General features: G+C 50.1%; 19 protein-coding genes. 9 read left to right on the top strand and 10 right to left on the bottom strand.

Going from position 1 to position 23721, the window contains the following annotated elements; genetic code table 11:
- Positions 1-105 precede the first annotated feature (105 nt).
- The 7 genes from CHL74_RS07380 to dnaB all read left to right on the top strand — a co-directional run bounded on the left by CHL74_RS07380 (position 106) and on the right by dnaB (position 7965).
- Complete coding sequence (locus CHL74_RS07380) at positions 106-1722, top strand: ABC-F family ATP-binding cassette domain-containing protein (RefSeq protein ID WP_094880523.1); 1617 nt, start codon at positions 106-108, stop codon at positions 1720-1722.
- Positions 1723-1892: 170 nt separating this feature from the next.
- Positions 1893-2462 (top strand): nucleotide exchange factor GrpE, encoded by a 570-nt coding sequence (locus tag CHL74_RS07375; protein WP_094880522.1) that lies wholly within the window; start codon positions 1893-1895, stop codon positions 2460-2462.
- 37 nt (positions 2463-2499) lie between these two features.
- Positions 2500-3666 carry a molecular chaperone DnaJ gene (gene dnaJ, locus CHL74_RS07370; protein WP_094880521.1) on the top strand — a complete coding sequence of 389 codons (1167 nt, stop codon included), beginning with the start codon at positions 2500-2502 and terminating at the stop codon, positions 3664-3666.
- A 94-nt stretch (positions 3667-3760) separates the two neighbouring features.
- Positions 3761-5053: a bifunctional folylpolyglutamate synthase/dihydrofolate synthase gene (locus CHL74_RS07365; protein WP_094880549.1), complete on the top strand. Its 1293-nt coding sequence runs from the start codon at positions 3761-3763 to the stop codon at positions 5051-5053.
- A 115-nt stretch (positions 5054-5168) separates the two neighbouring features.
- The gene (gene panC, locus CHL74_RS07360) at positions 5169-6020 is read left to right on the top strand and encodes a pantoate--beta-alanine ligase (RefSeq protein WP_094880520.1); all 852 of its coding nucleotides are present in this window, start codon (positions 5169-5171) and stop codon (positions 6018-6020) included.
- A 33-nt stretch (positions 6021-6053) separates the two neighbouring features.
- Positions 6054-6401, top strand: coding sequence for an aspartate 1-decarboxylase (panD, locus tag CHL74_RS07355; RefSeq protein WP_094880519.1), 348 nt, complete (start codon positions 6054-6056; stop codon positions 6399-6401).
- A gap of 16 nt (positions 6402-6417) precedes the next feature.
- Positions 6418-7965: a replicative DNA helicase gene (dnaB, locus tag CHL74_RS07350; RefSeq protein WP_254923243.1), complete on the top strand. Its 1548-nt coding sequence runs from the start codon at positions 6418-6420 to the stop codon at positions 7963-7965.
- A 127-nt stretch (positions 7966-8092) separates the two neighbouring features.
- On the opposite strand, the gene CHL74_RS07345 is transcribed toward dnaB, so the two are convergent.
- From CHL74_RS07345 to ileS, 7 genes are all read right to left on the bottom strand, one after another.
- Entirely contained in the window at positions 8093-9727 is a 1635-nt protein-coding gene (locus tag CHL74_RS07345) for a dipeptidase (protein ID WP_094880518.1), read from the bottom strand.
- A gap of 38 nt (positions 9728-9765) precedes the next feature.
- Positions 9766-10614: a carboxylating nicotinate-nucleotide diphosphorylase gene (gene nadC, locus CHL74_RS07340; protein WP_094880517.1), complete on the bottom strand. Its 849-nt coding sequence runs from the start codon at positions 10612-10614 to the stop codon at positions 9766-9768.
- Positions 10615-10652: 38 nt separating this feature from the next.
- Positions 10653-10862 carry a hypothetical protein gene (locus tag CHL74_RS07335; protein WP_094880516.1) on the bottom strand — a complete coding sequence of 70 codons (210 nt, stop codon included), beginning with the start codon at positions 10860-10862 and terminating at the stop codon, positions 10653-10655.
- Between the two features lie 5 nt (positions 10863-10867).
- Positions 10868-11743 (bottom strand): DUF4296 domain-containing protein, encoded by an 876-nt coding sequence (locus tag CHL74_RS07330; RefSeq protein WP_094880515.1) that lies wholly within the window; start codon positions 11741-11743, stop codon positions 10868-10870.
- 11 nt (positions 11744-11754) lie between these two features.
- Positions 11755-12399 carry a lipoprotein signal peptidase gene (locus CHL74_RS07325; protein WP_094880514.1) on the bottom strand — a complete coding sequence of 215 codons (645 nt, stop codon included), beginning with the start codon at positions 12397-12399 and terminating at the stop codon, positions 11755-11757.
- Positions 12399-12779 carry a TraR/DksA family transcriptional regulator gene (locus CHL74_RS07320; RefSeq protein WP_094880513.1) on the bottom strand — a complete coding sequence of 127 codons (381 nt, stop codon included), beginning with the start codon at positions 12777-12779 and terminating at the stop codon, positions 12399-12401. The genes CHL74_RS07325 and CHL74_RS07320 overlap by 1 nt, the downstream gene beginning before the upstream one ends.
- A gap of 82 nt (positions 12780-12861) precedes the next feature.
- Entirely contained in the window at positions 12862-16473 is a 3612-nt protein-coding gene (gene ileS / locus CHL74_RS07315; RefSeq protein WP_094880512.1) for an isoleucine--tRNA ligase, read from the bottom strand.
- 317 nt (positions 16474-16790) lie between these two features.
- On the opposite strand from ileS, the gene CHL74_RS07310 reads away from it, so the two are divergent.
- Positions 16791-17663, top strand: a complete 873-nt coding sequence (locus CHL74_RS07310) for a sigma-70 family RNA polymerase sigma factor (protein WP_094880511.1) — start codon at positions 16791-16793, stop codon at positions 17661-17663.
- A 111-nt stretch (positions 17664-17774) separates the two neighbouring features.
- Here the strand turns inward: CHL74_RS07310 and CHL74_RS07305 are convergent, their stop codons facing one another.
- Both CHL74_RS07305 and CHL74_RS07300 read right to left on the bottom strand, forming a co-directional pair.
- Positions 17775-19976, bottom strand: a complete 2202-nt coding sequence (locus CHL74_RS07305) for a hypothetical protein (protein WP_094880510.1) — start codon at positions 19974-19976, stop codon at positions 17775-17777.
- 8 nt (positions 19977-19984) lie between these two features.
- Positions 19985-20869: an ABC transporter substrate-binding protein gene (locus CHL74_RS07300; protein WP_254923242.1), complete on the bottom strand. Its 885-nt coding sequence runs from the start codon at positions 20867-20869 to the stop codon at positions 19985-19987.
- 78 nt (positions 20870-20947) lie between these two features.
- On the opposite strand from CHL74_RS07300, the gene radA reads away from it, so the two are divergent.
- Positions 20948-22357, top strand: a complete 1410-nt coding sequence (radA, locus tag CHL74_RS07295) for a DNA repair protein RadA (protein ID WP_094880508.1) — start codon at positions 20948-20950, stop codon at positions 22355-22357.
- 8 nt (positions 22358-22365) lie between these two features.
- Here radA and CHL74_RS07290 read toward each other — a convergent pair whose 3' ends face one another.
- A complete protein-coding gene (locus CHL74_RS07290) occupies positions 22366-23250 on the bottom strand; it encodes an NAD kinase (protein ID WP_094880507.1) in 885 nt (294 codons plus the stop codon).
- Between the last annotated feature and the right edge of the window lie 471 nt (positions 23251-23721).

Genomic DNA, 23721 nt, shown 5'->3' with positions numbered 1-23721 from the left:
CAAGTTTTATCACTTACATTTTGATATGTTGCTAAAAAGTCGTAATTTTGCACTCTAAAAGGCACAACACACTCGAAATTATAAATTTAATCATACAAATACAAAATGATAACAGTAACGAATCTGGCCATTCAGTTCGGTAAAAGAGTTCTCTACAAGGATGTAAACCTGAAGTTCACAGCAGGCAACATCTATGGTGTAATCGGTGCTAACGGAGCCGGTAAATCAACACTCCTCAGAGCCATCAGCGGAGACCTCGAGCCCAGCAAGGGTTCCATCGAACTTGGACCAGGCGAACGCTTGTCTGTATTGGAGCAGGACCACTTCAAGTTTGATGAGTATAGGGTGCTTGACACGGTACTCATGGGACACGAACCATTATGGAAGAATATGAAGGAGCGCGAGGAGCTCTATGCTAAGCCGGAAATGACAGAAGAAGACGGCAACCGTGCCGCAGAGCTTGAGCTTAAGTTTGCAGAGATGGACGGATGGGAGGCTGAGAGCAACGCTGCCCAGATGCTTTCAAACCTTGGTATTCCGGAGTCACTGCACGAGAAACAGATGAGCGAACTCTCAAATAACGAGAAGGTACGCGTCATGCTTGCCAAGGCTCTCTTCGGCAATCCCGACAACCTCCTTCTTGACGAGCCCACCAACGACCTTGACCTCGACACAGTACAATGGCTTGAGGAATATCTCAGCAACGTAGAGCAGACAGTTCTCGTTGTCAGCCACGACCGTCACTTTCTTGATTCTGTCAGCACACAGACCGTCGACATCGATTTCGGTAAGGTTACTGTATTTGCAGGCAACTACTCATTCTGGTACGAGAGTTCACAGTTGGCTCTCCGTCAGGCTCAAAACCAGCGACAGAAAGCAGAAGAAAAGCGTAAGGAATTGGAAGAGTTTATTCGCCGATTCTCAGCAAACGTTGCCAAGAGTAAGCAGACCACATCACGTAAGAAGATGTTGGAGAAGCTTAATGTTGAAGAAATCCGTCCTTCAAGCCGTAAGTATCCGGGCATCATCTTCACCATGGAGAGAGAGCCGGGCAACCAGATACTTGAAGTGGAAGGACTTAAGGCTACAGACGAAGACGGAACCGTACTATTCGACAATGTAAGCTTTAATATCGAGAAGGGCGAGAAGGTAGTATTCCTCAGCCACAATCCTAAGGCTATGACAGCCTTGTTCGAGATAATCAACGGCAACAGAGAGGCTGCCGCCGGAACATACAAGTGGGGTGTTACAATCACAACAGCTTATCTTCCGCTTGACAACACCGAATTCTTCAAAAGTGATAAGAACCTCGTTGACTGGCTTTCACAGTACGGACCAGGTAATGAAGTTGTAATGAAGGGATTCCTTGGCCGCATGCTCTTCTCTGGTGAGGAAGTAATGAAGAAGGTGAACGTGCTCTCAGGAGGCGAGAAGATGCGATGCATGATAGCAAGAATGCAGCTAAAGAACGCAAACTGTCTGATTCTCGACACACCAACGAACCACCTCGATCTTGAGAGCATCCAGGCTTTCAACAACAATTTGGTGGCATTCAAGGGCAACATTCTCTTCTCCAGCCATGACCACGAGTTCATACAGACCGTCGCCAACCGCATCATAGAACTTACTCCGAACGGAACCATTGACAAGCTCATGGATTACGACGACTATATCTACAGCGACGAGATCAAGGCCCTCAAGGAGAAGATGTATAACAAGTAAGCAGCATATTCATTTACACTATGAATGCTCCAAATCGCATGGGGAGGCTATGGCATTTTGTCATAGCCTCCTTATTTGCGACCATACGCACCATAACAAATACCCATATTAAGGCTATATTTATCAATTGGCAAGATATTTGCTGATTGCTAAGAAAAAAATATATTATTATGAGTAACAAGAACGAAGAAAAGGAAATCGAAATTAATGACAAGAACATTAATGAGAAGGAAACTTCCGAAAACATAAACAACGAAGCGAAACATAACGACACAAAGGAAGAACTTACACTTGAGGAACAGCTCGATGTTGCCAACAAGCAGATAGAGCTGCTCAAAGACAAGTATCTGCGTACTGTGGCAGAGTTCGACAATTACAAGAAGCGCACACTTAAGGAAAAGACAGAGTTGGTGCTCAACGGCAGCGAAAAAGCAGTTTGCGCCGTACTCCCCATACTTGATGACTTTGAACGTGCTCTCGCCAACAATACTGACGATGCACAAGCAGTAAAAGACGGAATGCAGCTTATCTTCAACAAGTTCCGCAAGACTCTTGAGTCGTTGGGCGTAAAGAAAATCGAGACAGAAGGGAAAGACTTCGACGTCGACTTTCACGAAGCTGTGGCAATGGTTCCGGGCATGGGTGACGACAAGAAAGGCAAAGTGATAGATTGTCTTCAGACAGGATACCAGCTTAACGAGAAAGTAATCCGTCACGCAAAAGTGGCAGTAGGACAATAAATCACCAACATCGTTTTTAACGACATCATTTCAGACAATGGCTAAAAGAGATTATTATGAAGTGCTTGGCGTCAGCAAGACGGCAACAGACGACGAAATAAAGAAGGCTTACCGAAAAATTGCCATCAAATACCATCCCGACAGAAATCCTGGTAACGCAGAGGCAGAAGAGAAGTTTAAGGAAGCTGCCGAAGCATATGACGTATTACACGATCCACAAAAACGTCAACAGTACGACCAGTTCGGATTTGACGCTCCTGGCGGAGGATTCGGAGGCGGAGGATTCGGCGGAGGCGGATTCTCCATGGACGACATCTTCTCGATGTTCGGCGACGTATTCGGAGGACACGGCGGATTTGGAGGATTTGGTGGCGGCTTCGGTGGCGGTCAACGTCAGAAACCGCAGTATCGCGGAGCAGACCTTCGTATCAAGGTGGCGCTCACATTGGAAGAAATCGCCACAGGTACAACCAAGAAATTCAAAGTCAAGAAAGATGTCACATGCACACATTGCAAAGGCACGGGTGCAGAGGGCGGCAGCGGTTCTGAAACATGTCCGACATGTCATGGAAGCGGCGTCGTTACACGTACCGTACGCACCATGTTGGGCATGATGCAGACACAGTCTGAATGTCCCACATGCAATGGCGAAGGCACCATTATCAAGAACAAGTGTAAGGAATGCGGCGGTAGCGGAGTCGTTAAGGGCGAGGAAGTTGTCGAGATAAAGATTCCTGCAGGCGTAGCTGAAGGCATGGTGGTTAATGTTCCAGGTAAGGGTAACGCAGGACAACATAACGGTATTACAGGAAACATTCAGGTATATATTACCGAACTCCCTAACGACACCTTTGTACGTGACGGCAACGACCTTATATATAATCTCCTGCTCGACTTCCCTACAGCCGTTCTTGGCGACAGCGTAGAGATACCTACCATAGATGGCGGCAAGGTAAAGATTAAGATTGAGCCCGGAACACAGCCAGGCAAGACACTCCGTCTCAGAGGAAAGGGTCTGCCAGCTGTTGAAGGATACGGCAGCGGCAAGGGCGACCTCGTTGTCAACATAAGCGTCTACGTTCCAAAAGAATTGTCACGTGATGAAAAGAAGGCCATCGAGTCTTTCAAGAATAGCGACAACTTCAAGGGCGACAAGGAGACGAAGAAGTCTATATTCGACCGATTCAAGAATTATTTCAACTAAAGGGCAAACCTTTACATACCACCCAAGGGTCTCTTGTTGCTACTCTCAAGCAAGTAGAAGCAAGAGACCTTTTTTTAGCAATTAAGTATTTATGATGAATTATCAGCAAACCGTGGAATACCTTTTCAACGCTACACCCGTGTTTGAGAAGGTTGGAGCATCAGCATACAAGGAAGGCCTCTTCAATTCAGAAGAACTCGACCGTCACTTCCATCATCCTCATCGTCATTTCATGACCATCCATATAGCCGGCACCAATGGCAAAGGATCATGCTCACACACAATAGCATCCATTCTTCAGACGGATGGCTATAAGGTTGGACTTTATACATCTCCACATCTCGTAGACTTCCGTGAACGAATCCGCGTAAACGGGGAACCCATCAGCGAAGACTACGTGGTACGCTTTGTAGAGGAGGAACGCTCATTCTTCGAGCCTCTCCATCCATCCTTCTTCGAACTGACTACAGCCATGGCATTCAAGTATTTCGCCGACATGGAGGTTGATATTGCTGTTATCGAAGTTGGACTTGGAGGACGACTCGATTGTACCAACATCATAACCCCCATCCTTTCTGTCATCACCAACATCAGCCTTGACCACACACAGTTCCTTGGTAATACACTCGCAAAGATAGCCGGCGAGAAAGCAGGAATTATAAAGCCTAACGTTCCAGTAGTTATAGGAGAGAATCATCCCGAGACACGCCCAGTATTCACACAAAAGGCAGAACAACTCTCCTCTCCTATTACCTTTGCCGAGGACACTCCAGAAGTGACAAAAGCACAGACAGAGTCGGACGGAACTATGTCGTTCCTATCATCTCACTATGGTCACATACATTACGGTCTTGGAGGATATTATCAGGCAAAAAACGCCAACACGGTTCTCCATGCCGTAACCTGTCTGCTCCAAGACGGCGTCATTCGTCATGCGGACAGCATTCCCCAAGGCTTTGCCGATGTCTGCCCCAATACCCACATCATGGGAAGATGGCAGATCTGCCAACGCTCCCCACTCGTGGTTTGCGACACAGGACACAACGTAGGAGGATGGCAATATCTCTCACGCCAGATAGCAGGCGTACCATGCCGTCAGCTACGTATGGTCTTCGGCATGGTGGACGACAAGGACATACAAACCGTCATGACGCTCCTTCCCAAGAACGCCACATATTACTTCACCAAAGCCACCACACACCGCGCCATCCCCGAAACCAAAGTTATTGAATACGGCGCAGAACATGGACTGAAAGGCAAGACATACGGTAGTGTAACTGAAGCCTATCGTGCAGCCTTAGACGATGCCCAACCGGACGATTTTGTCTTCGTGGGAGGCAGTAGCTACATCGTAGCTGACTTTCTTGAGTCTATTAAAATAAGTTAACGAAAGTTGCCAAGTTTGTCATATGAAAGGGATTTACTAACTTTGCGCAACTTTAGGTATTGAGTTATAACCACAGATAACCGGTTTGGTTATCATATAAAAAATAAGAAATAGGATGAAACTATTCAGAAGTATTGTTGAACTTCAGAATGAGTTGTTTGAGGTTCGTAAACAAGGTAAGACAGTTGGTCTGGTACCTACGATGGGCGCCCTTCATGGCGGACACGCTTCACTTGTAAAGCGTAGTGTAGCCGAAAACGGAGTAACCGTGGTGTCCGTATTCCTCAACCCAACACAGTTTAACGACAAGAACGATCTCGACCGCTATCCGCGCACACTTGACGCAGACTGCGAATTGCTCGAGAGCTGCGGCGCCGACTACGTCTTCGCACCATCCGTAAGCGAGATGTACCCTCAGGAAGACCGCCGTACGTTCTCTTATCCTTCCGTTATGTCAGTAATGGAGGGAGCACACCGACCCGGACATTTCAATGGAGTATGCCAGGTTGTGTCACGTCTTTTCTACATCGTTCGCCCAGACAATGCATATTTCGGCGAAAAAGATTGGCAGCAGATTGCAGTCATCAAGGCCATGGTGGCTGATCTCGGACTTAATGTCCACATTGTAGAGTGTCCTACTATCCGTGAAGCGGACGGCCTGGCGAAGAGTTCACGTAACACACTTCTCAAGGACGACGAGCGTGCCATTGCCCCAAAAATCTACGAGGCACTTACAGCCAGCAAAAAGTACGCTGAAGACCACAACGTCAGCCAGACACATGACTGGGTGGTGGAGCAAATCAATGCTGTGGACGGACTGGAAGTTGAATACTTCTCCATCGTTGACGGCAACACTCTTCAGGACGTAACCGACTGGAACGAAAGCCCCTACATAGTAGGCTGCATAACAGTATATTGCGGAGCCACACCAATCCGACTCATCGACCATATCACATATAAGAAATAATAACAGACAACACACGACACATACACAACCAATATGATGATTGAAGTATTAAAGTCTAAGTTGCATTGTGTGCAGGTGACACAGGCCAACTTAAACTATATGGGAAGCATAACCATCGACGAAGATCTGATGGACGCCGCCAATATGATAGAAGGAGAGAAAGTCCAGATTGTCAACAACAACAACGGCGAACGCTTCGAGACATACATCATCAAGGGCGAGCGCGGATCAGGATGTATCTGCCTTAACGGAGCTGCAGCACGTAAAGTGGCAATCGGCGATACAGTCATCATTATCTCCTACGCTCTGATGGATTTCGAGGAAGCCAAACATTTTCGCCCTACCGTGGTATTCCCCGAAAAAAACAAGTTGAACGTCTAAACACACCATGATGCCTATGCCAAACACACCATCTGACAAGCCGCGCAGCAAGAACACTTCAAAGGCTTTCGACAGCTCGTACGGACACAAGCAACCGCAGGCTGTCGACATCGAGAAGGTGGTGCTCGGCGCTCTTATGATTGACAAGGATGCCTTCTCCATGATTTCGGAGACTCTACGTCCAGAAACATTCTACGAGCCCCGACATCAGAAGATTTATAATGCCATCCAAACCCTCAGCATGAACGAGCACCCCGTTGACATTATGACGGTGGTGGACGAGCTTCAGCGTGAGGGAACTCTTGAGGCCGTAGGCGGTGCTCCTTACATCGTGGAACTCAGCTCTCACGTGGCGTCATCCGCACATATTGAGTATCATGCCCACATCCTCGCACAGAAGTTTCTTGCCCGTCAGCTAATCTCATATGCCAGCGTGGTGGAGACAAAGGCGTTCGACGAGACCGTCGATGTAGAAGAATTGATGCAAGAGGCTGAGGGAAGCCTTTTCGAACTCTCGCAGCGCAATATGAAGAAGGACTACACACAGGTTAGTCCGGTTATCACCAAAGCCATCGACATTCTTCAGAAAGCATCCGCCAATTCAGGAGGTCTCACGGGCGTACCGACTGGCTATACCAAGCTGGACGAGAAGACGAGCGGATGGCAGAGTTCCGACCTTGTCATAATCGCAGGACGTCCTGCCATGGGTAAGACGTCATTCGCCCTCTCCCTCGCCAAGAACATCGCCGTGGACTATAACACCCCCATCGCTTTCTTCTCCCTCGAGATGAACAACGTACAGCTCGTCAACCGTCTCATATCTAACGTATGCGAGATTCCGGGTAGCAAGATGCTTAACGGACAGCTCACGAAAGACGAATGGGAACGTCTCGACAAGAACATACAACAGCTCCAGCGTGCCCCACTCTATGTGGACGACACACCTGGTCTCTCCATCTTCGAGCTACGCACAAAGGCAAGACGTCTGGTAAGAGAGAAGAACGTAAAGATAATTATGATTGACTACCTACAGCTCATGAATGCCAACGGCATGAAGTTCGGTAGCCGTCAGGAGGAGGTATCGAAGATTTCGCAGTCGCTGAAGGGACTCGCCAAAGAGCTTGACATTCCCATCCTTGCCCTATCACAGCTCAATCGTACTGTTGAGAACCGTGAAGGACTTGAAGGTAAACGTCCACAGCTGTCTGACCTCCGCGAGTCTGGAGCCATCGAGCAGGATGCCGACATGGTACTCTTCGTACATCGTCCCGAGTACTATCACATTCTTACAGACGAGAAAGGAAACGACCTTAGAGGAATGGCTCAGATCATCATAGCCAAGCACCGTAAGGGAGCCACAGGTGACGTTCTACTCACTTTCAAGGGACAGTTCACGCGCTTCCAAGATCCAGAACGAAACTCACCCGAAATACCCGATGCTGCAGACAGTTCTGAAATTATAGGCAGCAAGCTTAACGGTTCAGACTTGACATCATTCAACGATTTTAACGATATCAATACTGATGCTCCATTAGGAGGTCCAGTAGACGTAGCGCCATTCTAATGTTGTGAAGGTTTACAACGGTCAGGCCAATATCAAAAAAACAAAAACAGCATAATCAGTATTCATTTACAGACCGAATACTTGATTATGCTGTTTTTGTTTATAAATGTTTCTTTTTATTTTCTTATTACTTCGACTCGTACCAGTCACCCGTTTCCTTTACGAGCTTCTTTGCGAAAGCTTCAGGATATCCGGGGCGGTCAACATAACGTGTGAGCTTTCCGTCCTTGGTGCGCTTCACAGCCATATCGTTATACTTGACGATGATGAGAGTAGCAAGGTCGCGCCAATGAGCAAGCATCTGCTGAGCCTTGTCGTTGCTGTAAGCGTTGAGGTAAGCCACAGCAGCAGCTTTATCTGAACCATAAAGTTCGAGAGCGTGCTTCTCCACCTCGCCCTGACGAGCGAAATAGTCTGCCTCAAGGCTGTCGCGAACAGCCTGAAGCTCAGGGAAGAGCTGCGAGTAACGCGGATAAACCATATTGCTCACCCAATTGCACACCCAGAAAGCGTTCTTGTCTGAGAAAGTCACGGCGTCTGCACCAGGAGTGTTATAGCACTCGGGCACTACCGTATTGTTGCAATATACCGGAGTGTAAGCCACCATGTTGGCGTCGTCGTTGCCGAACCATGTGATGCCACCAATCTCTCTCGGGAGCCACGAGCGTAGCTGCGACACGAAAGTGAAAGCAGTCTGCTGGGTAGAGATAGGACGCTCATTGAAGTAGGTCTTGCCGTCCACCTTGAAAGAAAGAGGCGTAGGACGATAAGGCATCTGATAGACACCACCACCTATATTGGCAGAATCGAGCGCCATAGGTGTGTTCTCATAATGGTCGCGCATGGCCATCTCTACGTCGTGAACGCTAAGCTTGCGGTCAGGAACCACCCAAAGCGGCATGTCCTCAGCGTTGGGGTCCTTGCCAAGAGCCCAAGGCAGATAACGATCGAAGCCCTTCTTGAAGCGATTGAAGAAGCTCCATGCACGAGCGTCACATGCACGACGACCTGAGAAGTCAGGGAAAGCATATGTGTTCTTCCAAGAGAAGTCGGCATCCTTACCGCTGAACCATCCCATCTTACGTGCGTAAGAAATGACGTTCTTCGAATGGAGCACGTTCTTCTTGTCCTTCATATCGAACTTGCCGATACGGCTCTGATTGGCGTGAGCGCAGATGGCATCGTCAGGAATACGCATAGCCACCCAAACTACGCCCTTGCTGCCAGGACCCGTACCCATCATCTCCATTATCCACGCCTCGTTAGGGTCGCAGATGGAGAATGTCTCGCCACTTGAGCAATAACCATATTTCTCAACGAGAGAAGTCATTACGCTTATCGCCTCACGTGCTGTCTTGGCACGCTGGAGAGCAACGTAGATGAGCGATCCGTAGTCGAGAATACCGGTAGTATCAATCATTTCCTCGCGTCCGCCATACGTGGTCTCGGCGATGGAGAGCTGATACTCGTTGATGTTGCCGATGACGTTATAGGTGACGGGAGCCTCAGGAATTTCACCATGATAGACGCCAGAATCCCAATCGAATATCTTGCGCATCTCGCCCTTGGCATGTACGCCGGCAGGATAATGACAAAGTCCGGAAAACATGCCATAATCGTCAGCATTATACGACACCATTACGGAGCCGTCAACACTCGCCTTCTTGCCTACAATAAGGTTTGTACAAGCCTCTGCCTCGGCAAACGAAAGCGCGAGGAGCGAAGGAAGCGCCACGCGAAGTATCTTATTAAGAATTTTCATGATTATAAGATTTTGTTGTTGGGGGTAGGAAGAGGTTATTAGCAAGCCTTGAAGCTCATATCAAGTCCCTTCACAGAGTGTGTGAGGGCACCCACGCTAATAAAGTCGACGCCACATTCTGCATAGTCGCGGATTGTGTTGAAAGTGATGCCGCCGCTTGATTCTGTCTCGAAGCGTCCAGCCACCATCTCTACGGCCTTGCGTGTGTCGGCAACAGAGAAGTTGTCGAGCATGATACGGTTGATGCCACCGCATTCCATAGCCTGACGAAGCTCGTCGAAGTTGCGCACCTCAATCTCAATCTTGAGGTCAAGTCCCTTCTCACGCAGATATTCGTGGCAACGGTTGATGGCGTTTGCGATGCCTCCTGCGAAATCGACGTGGTTGTCCTTGAGAAGAATCATGTCGAAAAGTCCGATACGATGGTTCATGCCGCCGCCAATCTTCACAGCCTGCTTCTCGAGCATGCGCATACCAGGAGTGGTCTTACGAGTGTCGAGGACGTGAGTGTTGGTGCCCTTGAGACGCTCCACGTACTTGTTGGTCATAGTGGCGATGCCACTCATGCGCTGCATGATGTTGAGCATAAGGCGCTCTGTCTGAAGGAGCGAGCGCACCTTACCGCTAACCACCATGGCGATGTCGCCCTTACGAACGTGTGCTCCGTCGCCGATGAGCACTTCCACCTTCATCTCAGGGTCGAAGCGTGCGAATACACGCTTTGCCACTTCCACTCCGGCAAGGATGCCGTCCTCCTTGATTAGGAGATGAGACTTGCCCATGGCTGTCTCGGGAATGCAACATAATGTGGTGTGGTCACCATCGCCGATATCCTCAGCAAAAGCGAGGTCGATAAGGCGATCTTCAAGTTCGTTTACACTAAGCATAATAATATGAATGTATTAAAATTAATGGTTTAGTATTTTTATTCTTTTATGATTTCACCATCGCGATATGCCATAAGGATACCATTTTCTTGGCGTAACTCGATGATGCCACCGAACCACTCCGTAAAGGGTGTCTCGTGTGTCAAGGGACGTATGGCTGTCACCTCCTCTCCTTGTACGTCTACGCATGCCTGACGCATCTCCTTACCGTCCGTGAGTACAACTATGCTTGCTGCTACGTGTCTCATGAAGCCTAAGGATTTGCGCCTGGTCTTCGTAGGCGATTCTGTACTGGCTTTATGCTGTCAGGATTAACCTTAAGAAGCGAATCGCCACTTGCTCCCTGCGTTGGAGCAGGCTCTGCCACATGCATTCTGACGAGTCTGATGTTGCTCACGATAAGAAGTTTGAGAGTGGAAGCTGATGTGGCGTTCGACGACGTACCCTTATTGATAAGCCAGAATCCGCGAACAGACTTGATGCGCTTGTGTGACGTGTTGTTAATCTGAAGATGATAATGCGAGGATGACGTTATCTGATTGGTGGCATACTCCACGCTGTCGCCTTCGTATGTGACAGCCATTACGGCGCAAGCGTCACGCATACCGTCCTGGAAGATATACTGAGCGTCGAAGTCGAGCATAAGTCGGTCTCCGGCATAATATGACGTATCTGCCTTCAAAGCGAAATCGTAGGTATTGGCAGCCACGTATGGCGTAAGGATGAAGTGTGAAGCCTCGTGCCAAAGATTGGTGGTGTCAGAGCCTGAGAGGTCAGCAAAGCCTCCATATCCTCCTCCGCCAAGCGAAGCCAGACGGTCGTTAAGGCGTTCGGTAAGGCGCTTATATACATCCTCGAACATCTGTGTGTGACGCTCATAATATACAAGCGACGAGTCGAACTCCGCCTCCGTCACCTTATACTTGGCAAGGATATTGGCCTTATACGCCCTCAAGGCTATGGTGTCGCCTGGAGTGGAGATGGTGGTAACGCCATCTGCAAGATGATAGTCGTAAAGTATCTCCGCCATTACATCTGGCTGGATGTATTGCCTCGGAATGGAGGGCTTACATCCGACCGTAGCAAGGACGGATGCCACGAAGGCAAGAATGATGAGAATATGTTTCATTAATATACGTTTTACTCCTGATTTTTCCACACCTTACCCATCACCTCCAGTTCTGCGCGATAGAAGATGAGGAGCAGCACGACGCCAACGCTTATGCAAGCATCGGCAAAGTTGAACACGGGCGAGAAGAACACAAATTCCTGACCTCCGCACATAGGCATCCAGTCGGGCCATGTGGTCTGGATAATCGGGAAATAGAACATGTCTACCACCTTGCCATGCAGGAACTCTGAATAGCCCTCGCCGAAGGATGTGAATGAAGCTATGCTGAATGGCGTGGAAGCCTCGAATATGAGACCATAAAAGAGACAGTCGATAAGATTACCGGCTGCTCCTGACAATACCATTGAAAGGCAGGTTATGTATCCCAAGCTTCTGCCACTTCGTATAACCTTATACAGGAAGACAGAGATGAAGCCTATGGCAACCATGCGGAAGAGGCTGAGCACAAGTTTATTGATGAAAGTCATACCGTAAGCCATGCCGTTGTTCTCGATAAACTCGATGTAGAACCAGTCTGTAACGTGTATGGCTTCGCCTAAGGACATGTGCGTCTTCACCCAAATCTTAATGATCTGGTCGATAATGAGGATGGCGAAGACCAGAGCCGTCGCCATCCATCCCCAATGGGTGTTACTGCGTTTTGCTTCCGCCATTACTTCTTCCTCGCATTTTTAGACGCTACGCTGAGTGTGGCATGAGGAACGATGCGAAGACGCTCCTTCGGAATCAGCTCGCCTGTCATACGGTCGATGCCGTATGTCTTGTTCTCAATACGCACCAAGGCTGCCTCAAGTCCCTGAATGAACTTCTGCTGACGGCCTGCCATCTGTGCAATCTCTTCTTTCGACTGTGAGGCGCTTCCCTCTTCGAGGGCCTTGTATGTGGGCGATGTGTCGTCCACTCCGTTATTGTCAGAATTGTTGAGCTGCCCCATCATGATGCTCAGCTCACGGCGTGCGAGAGCCAGCTTGTCGTTGATGATCTGACGGAACTCCTCGAGTTCCTCATCAGAATAGCGTGTTTTTTCTGCCATAGACTTGTTTTTGTTAGATTAATGAATAAGTTTCGCATGCTTTCTTGGGGCATGCGAAACTTATATCTGAGTTAGTAAGATTTTAGTTCTTCTCTACAGTAATGTTGAGTGTGAAGCCGTCGAACTCTACCGGAGCGCCATCGTTGGCAGCTACGACAATATCGTCGGCAAGCACCTGACCCTTGATGTAGTCTGCGAAGGCAGCTACAGCAGCGTCAGTCTCTTCGTTAGGAGCGAGTGTCACGCGGATGCGGTCCGTAATCTCCAGTCCGCTATCCTTACGGATGTTCTGGATGCGGTTGATAAGCTCGCGTGCCATACCCTCCTTCTTGAGTTCGGGAGTGAGCTCCACCTCAAGCGCAACAGTAAGATTGCCGTCGTTTGAAACGAGCCATCCGGGGATATCCTCAGAGATAATCTCCACGTCGGTCACGTCTACGAGAGCCTCCTGACCTTCCACATTGAGTGTGATGCTTCCTGCCTTCTCGAAGGCGGCAATCTGATCCTGATCAAGGGCAGACATCTGAGCGGCAACGCCCTTCATAAGCTTGCCGAACTTCTTACCCATAACCCTAAAGTTACACTTTACCTTCTTGACGAGAATACCCTGACCCTCAATGAAGTTCACCTCCTTGACATTCACCTCGTTGCGGAGCAAATCGGCTACAGCCTCGATGTGTGCCTTCTGTGTAGCGTCCACGGCAGGAATCATAATCTGCTGCAGCGGCTGACGCACCTTGATATTCACCTTACGACGCAGGGCGAGCACCATAGACGTAATCTTCTGTGCGATAGCCATACGCTCCTCAAGGTCGTGGTCGATGGCTGAAGCGTCAGCCACGGGATACTTGTCGAGGTGTACGCTCTCAAGCTCGCCGCCAAGGTCGTGATAGAGCTCGTCAGCATAGAACGGAGCGAACGGAGCGAGAAGCTTTGCCACGGTCATGAGGCAGATATAGAGAGTCTGGTAAGCACTAAGCTTGTCCTCACTCATCTCCTTACCCCAGAAACGCTTACGGTTGAGACGTACGTACCAATTAGAGAGGTCGTCATTTACGAAAGCGTCGATAAGGCGGCCTGCACGTGTTGGGTCATAAGACGAAAGCTCACGGTCTACACCAATCACGAGGGTATTGAGTGAAGAGAGAATCCATCTGTCGATCTCCGGGCGCTTAGCCAGCTCCACCTGCGGAGTCTTTGCGTCAAAGCCGTCCACATTAGCGTAGAGGGCGAAGAAGCTGTATGTATTATAGAGCGTACCGAAGAACTTGCGACGTGTCTCGTCCACACCATTCGGGTCGAACTTGAGGTTGTCCCACGGCTCGCTATTGGTCATCATATAGAAGCGTACGGGGTCGGCTCCGTACTTGTCAATCATCTCGAAAGGATTGGTGACATTGCCCACGTGCTTACTCATCTTGTTGCCCTTAGCGTCGAGCACAAGTCCGGTAGAGATAACGTTCTTGAATGCTACGCTATCGAACACCATAGTGGCGATGGCATGGAGTGTGAAGAACCATCCACGTGTCTGGTCGACGCCCTCGTTGATGAAGTCGGCGGGATAGAACTTAGGCGGGATGGCTGTTCCCTCGTATGTGCTATGGATAAGCGCCTGACGGTCTTCCTCTGTGCCGCGTGCCATCTCTCCCTCGAACGGATAGTGGAGCTGTGCGTAAGGCATCGAACCTGAATCGAACCATACGTCTATCAGGTCGGTCTCACGATACATAGGCTTGCCTTCGTCGTTCACGAGGACGATATTGTCCACGTAAGGACGATGGAGGTCTACCTTGTCATAGTTCGCCTGGCTGTAGTCGCCCGGTACGAAGCCCTTATCCTTGAGCGGGTTGCTTGACATTACGCCAGCAGCCACGGCCTTCTCTATTTCTGCATAGAGTTCCTCAAGGCTACCGATGCACTTCTCGCCACGGTCTGCGTCACGCCAGATAGGAAGCGGAGTGCCCCAGAAACGTGAGCGTGAGAGGTTCCAGTCGTTGAGGTTCTCCAACCAGTTGCCGAAGCGTCCCGTACCTGTGCTCTCGGGCTGCCAGTTGATGGTCTTGTTGAGTTCCACCATACGCTCCTTAGAAGCTGTATCCTTGATAAACCAGCTGTCAAGCGGATAGTAGAGAATCGGCTTGTCCGTACGCCAGCAATGAGGATAGTTGTGTACGTGCTTCTCGCTCTTGAATGCCTTGCCCTCCTGCTTCAGCTCGTAGCAAAGCACGATGTTGAGGTCTTCAGCCTTGTCTGAAGCAGCCTTGTCCCAAACGCCGTCCACGTTAAACTTCGGGTCGTATGCGTTCTTTACGTAGTCGCCGGCATGATGGCCGTATGCTTCCTTGTCCACGCAAGCTGCCACGAAGTTGTTGTCGAGTTCCTCTATAGAGTAGAACTTACCCTGGAGGTCAACCATAGGACGTGTCTCGCCCTTCTTATTAATAAGGTAAAGAGCAGGGATATTGGCGTCCTTTGCCACCTTGGCGTCATCAGCACCGAAGGTAGGAGCGATGTGTACGATACCCGTACCGTCGTCCGTAGTTACGTAGTCGCCGAGGATTACGCGGAATGCCTCTTCCTCCATCTCCACAAACTTGTCGCGTCCGTCCTCAGAAGTAAATACCTTCTCAGGATGAGCTGCTGCATATTCTGTTACGAAAGCGGGAGCGAAGTCGTCCAGTTTCTCGCAAGGCTTCACCCACGGCATGAGCTGCTCGTAGTGCAGACCCTCAAGCTCCGTACCCTTCATGTGGTCAACCACGCGCCATGGGCACACCTTCTTGTCCTTGTCGAACGGCAGAAGGTCGCCCTCCTTGCACTCCTGGTCTGCCTTGAGGTAAGAACCCACGAGAGGCTCAGCCATAACGAGCGTCATCGGCTCGCCGTTGTAGAGGTTGTATGTCTCGATGGCCACGTAGTCAATCTTCGGACCAACGCAGAGTGCCACGTTAGAAGGCAGGGTCCACGGAGTTGTGGTCCATGCGATGAAGTAAGGCTTGCCCCACTTTGTCCATTCTGTCTTAGGATCTTTGATGAGGAACTGGGCTGTGGTGGTGAGGTCCTTCACGTCACGATAACAACCGGGCTGATTGAGCTCGTGCGAGCTAAGACCCGTACCTGCACCCGGCGAATACGGCTGGATGGTATAGCCCTTATAGAGCAGGCCCTTGTTGTAGAGCTGCTTGAGGAGCCACCAAAGAGTCTCGATATACTTGTTGTCGTATGTGATATAGGGATGGTCGAGGTCAACGAAGTAGCCCATGCGCTCTGTCAGCTCGCGCCACTCAGCCGTGAACTTCATGACGTTCTCACGGCAACGATGGTTGTATTCCTCAGTAGAGATATACTTCTCTGAAGCCTTGTTGTCGATGTCCTTCTTGGTAATTCCAAGCTCCTTCTCCACACCAAGCTCCACGGGAAGTCCGTGGGTGTCCCATCCAGCCTTGCGGTGAACCTGGAAACCCTTCATGGTCTTGTATCGGTTGAAAGTATCCTTAATGGAACGAGCCAGCACGTGGTGAATGCCGGGATGACCATTAGCAGATGGAGGTCCCTCGAAGAAGATAAACTGAGGGCAACCTTCACGCTCATCAATAGACTTGTGGAAGATGTCGTTCTTCTCCCACATTGACAGCACGTCGTTGTTGGTCTTAGTAAGATCAAGACCCTTATGCTCTACAAATTTGCTTGACATTGTATGTTTAAAATTAGATTTTCAATTAATAGCGTTACGTCCTCCGAAAACAAAAACCAGCGTTTCTGCTTCGGTGTACGTCCACATTGGCTGCAAAGGTAAAAAAAATCTATCTTTCTGCCAAATTTATGCAATTTCTTTTATTATAAGGACATTAAGACTAAATATACCGACAGACAGATATGTTAAGATTATAAAAATCAAAGGGCGTAAACTTGCTCCATTCAAATAAAAAACGTATCTTTGCAAAGATTTTCGGTATATTCGAAAACAAGAATTTAGAATTTCACGCCGTTAGAAAATTTTAGGTAAACAAAATGAGACAACTTAAGATTCAAAAGAGCATTACAAATCGTTCTAGTGAAGCATTGGACAAGTACCTTGTTGAGATAGGACGTGCTCCCCTGATTTCCATCGACGAAGAGATAGAGTTGGCACAGAAAATCAAGAAGGGCGGTCCGGAAGGAGAACGCGCCAAAGACAAACTCGTAACCGCTAACCTCCGCTTCGTCGTTTCTGTAGCTAAGCAATACCAGCACCAAGGACTTTCCCTTACCGACCTTATTGATGAGGGCAACATCGGACTGATAAAGGCCGCTCAGAAGTTTGACGAAACCCGTGGATTCAAATTCATCTCGTACGCTGTATGGTGGATTCGTCAGAGCATTCTTCAGGCCATCGCCGAGCAGAGCCGTATTGTGAGACTGCCGCTCAATCAGGTTGGATCGCTTAACAAAATTAATCACGAAATCAACAAGTTCGAGCAGGAGAACCAGCGCACCCCGTCTGTTTCGGAGCTTTCGGACGCTACGAAGATTGAGGAGGAGAAAATCGGACAGAGCCTTATGGCAGACGGACACCATGTCAGCATCGACGCTCCTTTCCAGGACGGCGAGGACAACTGTATGCTGGACGTTATGCCGAGTGGTGATGACAGCCGTACTGACCGCCACGTCGACCATGAGTCGATGGCGCTTGAGCTCAACTCCGTGCTCAACAAGGTGCTGAAGGACCGCGAGATAACAATCATCCGTGAATGCTTCGGCATAGGATGTCATGAGAAGGGTCTGGAGGAAATCGGCGACCAGCTCGGACTTACACGTGAGCGTGTACGCCAGATCAGAGAGAAGAGCATTGCCAAGCTGCGCGACAGCGGCAACGCCAAGATTCTGATGAAATACTTAGGATAAAATTAAATTTTAATTGTTGTGTAAGCGGCAAAGGCGTTAGCTTCCGAACCCATTGTCACTTACGGTATAAGCGCTGTAGGTCACAAAGACTTACAGCGCTTTTTTTAGTTTTTATTTCTGACCATCCAGTCCGTCCAGCATAATCGCCACAACGTAGTCTTCTATGCCGTTGCGAGAGAGGATGTCGCGGTCATTTGCCATTTCAGTTTCCAGGGAAGGCGCCTCTCCTGCAGGGAATGCCGCCAAGTACCTGCCCATTCTTTCCTTTGCCTCCTTCACGTTGCCGACAATCCATTTCACGTAACCCGAATTCAGCAGGTCTGTCGGCAGGATGCGGTCTTCTCCGGCAAGTGCCAAGAGTTTTTCGTACAGAGAGTCTGCCTCCTTCGGCTTACAGTCAGCCAGATATCCCCATGCCATAGCTCGCATTACGTTAAGGTCGGAGTCATGCTCATAATACAATTTATATAACGTAGCCATTCCCTCCTTCACGTCCCCACCATTAACAAGCGCCAGTCCCAAATGGAGCTGATGGCTGATGTTCCGCCCGTCCATAACGGTCAGCCTTGCATACTGCTTGGCAGCCTCGGCATAACGTCTGAGAAGGAAGAGCGAGTCTGCCATTCCCTTTATGGCAGCAGCGTCTTCCCCACCCTTCTCAAGGATGGAAGAGAAGATGACACGCGCCTTCTCTATGTCACCAAGACGAAGGTATGAATGTGCAAGGAGTTTCTGCTCGTCGAGGGAAAGAGCGGCTGCGTCCCTGCATTCGCCTAACATATACGCCACAAGATCCGGACGCTTGCGCTTGAAAAGGAAACGTGAAAGCTGTGCTGTCTCGTCACCCTTCATGCCACGGAAGAAAATGTTGGCGAAGAAGAATCCACGGAAAGCGCCTCCAGCCTTTGCCTCAAAAGGATTGGCGAAGATGCGGTTGGGATAAAGTTCGAAGAAACGATAGAGGTCCTGCAGATACATACGACGGACGTACATCGCCGACCCGCGGTCCACGTTGCTCATCTCTGGCATGGCTGTCACAGGCCCGTCGTTGCTCGCAAGCATCTCAAGGATGTTCGGCGGCAACTTCTCCACCACGGCTGACAACGAGAGGAAGAACGAATACTTGTCCGAATCGCAGAAAGGTCCGTTCATCAACATTCCCTTTATGCCGGGATATTTGCCAAGCATGGAAGCCCCGGAAATGTCTGGATGATTCACCGTGAACGGCATAAACCAATTGCTTATCTGGCTGAAAAATCCGAAGCGCTTCATCTTTGAGAAGCCTCCGAAATATACGTCGCTACCCTTCTTCTGCATGTCCATAATCCTGGACATCTTGTCCTCTATCTCCTTTATAGATTGGTCGCGTTCCTCCGAATTGAGGATGTCGTCTATGGTAGCATCGTCCTTCTCCACTATTCCGTTCTTCGTGATGTCCAACCGGCTCTCCTTGCTGAGCGTAGGAAGAATGTCGCGTTGTATCTCGTTGCTGTCCGTCCTTGCACTTGCCGAATAGCACAGCTGTATCTGCGTCTCCAGCAGTTCCTTACGTCTGTCGGCGTTCTCCATCATTCCGGTTATGGCGTCCTCCACCTCGCCGAACAACTTCTCCGAGCGCATGTCGGGCACGGTCAGCACCATTCCCACAAGCGCACGCTGGCGAAGCTGCTGCGAAGGATTGTACACATACACGTCATGCAGGAGCATCCATTTGTTCACGTCAAACACCTGCATCAGGGAGAGCGTCACTCCGCTTACTATCAGCATGCCGTCGTTCTGGTCCACCGTTGGCGACGCCAACAGCTCGGCATATTCCATGCGCATCTTGCTCGTCCATTGCCACGACACGAGGATGTGTCCGAAGAGAGCGTCCATATAGCGTTGGTGCTTGGCGTAGATGCCGGCAATGGCAGCCTCCTGACTGTCTCCTGAGAAAAGCGTCTGCATGGCAAGGTCCTGCACGAAGCCTTCCAACGACGCCTTTACCGACGCCACATCGCCCGCGCCCACGGTCTTCTCTGCCGCCTTGCGGCAATACGTCAGCACAGGATATTTACGAATGATTGACGAGAGACGCACATTATTATATAGTCTGTACGTACGCTTCAGCAGGGAGGCATACAGCTTTCCTCCGCTCGGATCACGTTGTCCCTGCGAGAGACTGTCAGCCATGCGGTCATAGTCGTCACGCACGTCGTGCAGTTCGTCCAGAAACTCCGTTATGCCAAGATCCGCCATACGCGCTTCCAGCATGCTCAAAGCCTTACCCACACGTTGGTGGACAAGGATGGTCTGTTCTATTGTGGGCTTCATAAGAGAGGTCAGTCTTTTTTGTTGGCAGCCTCGATATCCGAGCTGCGAGGTTTGGTTATGCGGTTGAATCTCATGGAAGGTATCTTCTTCACGGTCTTAGCGTCCATCTTATAATACTTCTCCATAATATCCTGATAATGAGCCAGTCCGAAACGGTTAAGCGAGTCGCATGCAGCGTTGTAAGCCTTCTCCAGCTCCTTCACCTGTCCCTGTCTGCGCTTGTCCTTCATGACGTCGCCACGAAAGACAATCACGCCCATCCTCAGGTCGTCCTTACGCGTATCGAAGAGCACGGGAGCCGACATCGTACGTGCCACCGTAGCCAAAGGTTCGGTCAGCCACATGGCGTCCATCTCGTTATTGCGCAACATATCCAGGCGGACGAAAACGTCGTTCACCTGCACCCTGAACACTATGGACGAAAGCTTCTGATTCTTTAGCGCCAAGTCCGTCAGACGGTCCGTCACCGAATAACGAGTCATCGCCACCATCTTGTCGCCCAACTGGTCGATGCGCTTCAGACGCGCCTTAGGATTGGAGAGGAGCTGCCAATAGGCATTCGTCGATGTCAGATAGCTGACCTCCGTACCCTCACGCCTTATACGCTCCGTACGCACAAGGTCACTCACCATTCCCTCCACGCTACGTCCCGTGAAAGCCGTGTCACAATCCATCTGGGCATGGAAGAAGCGCGGACGGAAGTCCAGCCGTGCCGTATCATACATCTCGCGTTCCTTCGCCACAAGCAATGGCATACAGTCAAGTGTAGGCAATACAGCCACGTGTAGCGCACGCAGGTCTTCCTGATGCAGCCTGTCGCGTTCCGCCTTCGTTATTCGTTTCTGCTCTTCATAAGACTTTCCGCATCCCACGAGAAAGCAAAGAGCAAGCATATATAATATGGATTTTTTCATAAAGCAAAAGTAACAATAAATTTTGTAACTACGAAAAATATCCTTACTTTTGTACATATGGCAAAAACAAGAACAGCATACGTATGCAGCAACTGCGGACAGGAGTCTGCCAAATGGATAGGCAAGTGTCCGAGTTGCGGCCAATGGAACACATTCAAGGAGATAAACTTAGGCTCCGCTTCGTCCGCGAAATCCTCGTCCGGACTCTTCACGCACACATCATCGTCAGCAGCCTCTCACAACCGTCCCATAAAGCTGAGCGAAATACCGGCGCAGGACGACAACCGCATCGACATGCACGATGCCGAGCTCAACCGTGTGTTAGGAGGAGGCCTGGTCGAGGGCAGCATCGTGCTGCTCGGAGGCGAACCGGGCATCGGAAAGAGCACTCTCACCCTGCAGACCGTCCTCAACATTCCCGACAAGCGCATACTCTACGTCAGCGGAGAGGAAAGCTCGCATCAGCTCAAGATGAGAGCCGAGCGTCTGCTGCGCGGCAGGGCTCACGATGCGACGTCCGATCCTGACAATGTCAACATCCTTTGCGAGACCTCCCTTCAGAAAATATTGGAGAGCGCACGCGAAGTGGCACCCGAACTCCTGGTCATCGACTCCATCCAGACTCTCTCCACCGAGGACGTGGAGAGCAGCCCCGGCAGCATCTCGCAGGTAAGGGAGTGCGCCGCCACCCTGCTCCGTTACGCCAAGACCACCGGCACACCCGTCATCCTTATCGGACACATCAATAAGGAGGGTACGCTCGCCGGACCCAAGATCCTTGAGCACATCGTCGACACGGTCATACAGTTCGAGGGCGACCAGCATTACATGTATCGCATCCTCCGGTCCATAAAGAACCGCTTCGGCAGCACATCCGAACTGGGCATCTACGAGATGCAGCAGACCGGACTCCGTCAGGTCACCAATCCTTCCGAACTGCTCCTCTCGCAAGACCATGAAGGACTCTCCGGCATAGCCATCAGCTCCGCCATCGAAGGCGTGCGTCCCTTCCTCGTGGAGACGCAGGCCCTTGTGTCCACAGCAGCTTACGGCACGCCGCAACGAGCCGCCACCGGATTCGACCAGCGACGCCTCAACATGCTCCTTGCCGTACTCGAGAAGCGCGTAGGATTTAAGCTCATCCAGAAAGACGTCTTCATCAATATTGCAGGAGGACTGAAGGTCACCGACCTCGCCATGGACCTAAGCGTCATAGCCGCCGTACTCTCCAGCAACGTCGACACAGCCATTGAGCCGGGATGGTGCATGGCAGGCGAAGTGGGACTGAGCGGCGAGGTCAGACCCGTCAACCGCATAGAGCAAAGAATAGCCGAAGCCGAGAAGTTGGGATTCACGGACATCATCCTCCCGGCTTACAACGTCACAAGCATAAATCCAAAGAAATACAACATCCGCATACACCCCGTAAAGAAAGTGGAAGAAGCGCTCAGAGTGTTGTTCGGATAATTCCTAAATCATCTCTTGTCCGCGCCCCACATCATCTTCTCCCGCAACGACGCGAAGTAGCGTCTGTGGTTGGGCTTTACGATGCGCGTGATAAACGGCGCCTTCGATATGGTCACAGTCGAACCCTCGTGCATCGTATAGCTCCTGCCGTCCACAGCCACCAGATAATTGTGTGACCGGCTCTCCACCTCCAGCCTCACCACCGAGCTGTCGCTTATCACTATCGGCCTGATATTTAGGCTATGCGGGGCCACAGGCGTCAGACACAGCGTGCGCGTCTGCGGCACGATGATCGGTCCGCCGTTGGAAAGCGAGTAAGCCGTCGAACCCGTCGGCGTCGTCACAATAAGGCCGTCAGCCTGATAGTTGACGAGGAAGCTGCCGTCCACATGCGTGCGGATGCTTATCATCGAAGCCACGTCACGCTTCAGCACGGCAATGTCGTTAAGTGCGTAATGACAACCCTCGAAGTCGCCGCCCTCCGTCGTAATCCGGATGGCAGTATGCTCCTCAATGTTATAGTTGCCTTTTAACACGGCGTCCAGCGCCTCCTCCACCTCGTCAGGCAGCACGTCAGCCAGAAAGCCCAGACGTCCCATATTGATGCCCACAAGCGGAATCTGCTTCTCCCCCACTCTCACGGCCGACTGCAGGAAAGTGCCGTCACCACCCATCGACAAGACATAGTCAGCCTCAAAGTCGTCACCCTCAAACGTAGCGTATTTCCCCAAGTCAAGGTCATGGTTCTCCTGAAGGAAATCATAAAACGAACGGTCGAACTCCACCTGGCATCCCTGCTTCTCAAGGAAAGCCAGAACGCGGAATATGGAATGCGACTTGCGGGGTTGGAAGGAATTGCCGAAAACGGCAAACCGAAGATTCTGTCTTATCATATATATTAGATGTATAAAAAACTATCGTGATTATAAAACACGGCTGCAAATGTAATGATTTTTTTTCAGTTTGCAAAATACAGTTATGATGAGGGTGTGCATTCTATGACAGAATAGATCTGTAAGCAACTTTATCATGAACCTTATTTCAGCATTGGGAGCATATTGCTTCTTCGACAACAAGCCAAAGGCATTTGTCTGAAGAGGAAAGTCGGGAGATTATACGGACTTTTTAGTTTTGATGCTCCCTCTTTCTTATGCCCTATTTGCAGTTATAATCAGGCTGTCTGCAATCATATTCAGGCTGTTTTTCAAGTGAAAAGAGACTGTATTCCTTGATTGATTCCTTATCATTCCTTGGGCGACGGAAAGATTCGGATAAACTCTCAAACCGCTTTTTGATTCAATAACTTTGCAGCAGAAATTTCTAACCGGAGTTTCTGCTGCCACACTTCGACGAACACTTCACAT

This window comes from Prevotella sp. 885 (assembly GCF_002265625.1).
GTDB lineage: Bacteria > Bacteroidota > Bacteroidia > Bacteroidales > Bacteroidaceae > Prevotella.
Note: the sequence above shows the minus strand (reverse complement) of the source record. Positions and strands in the feature narration are given on the sequence as shown.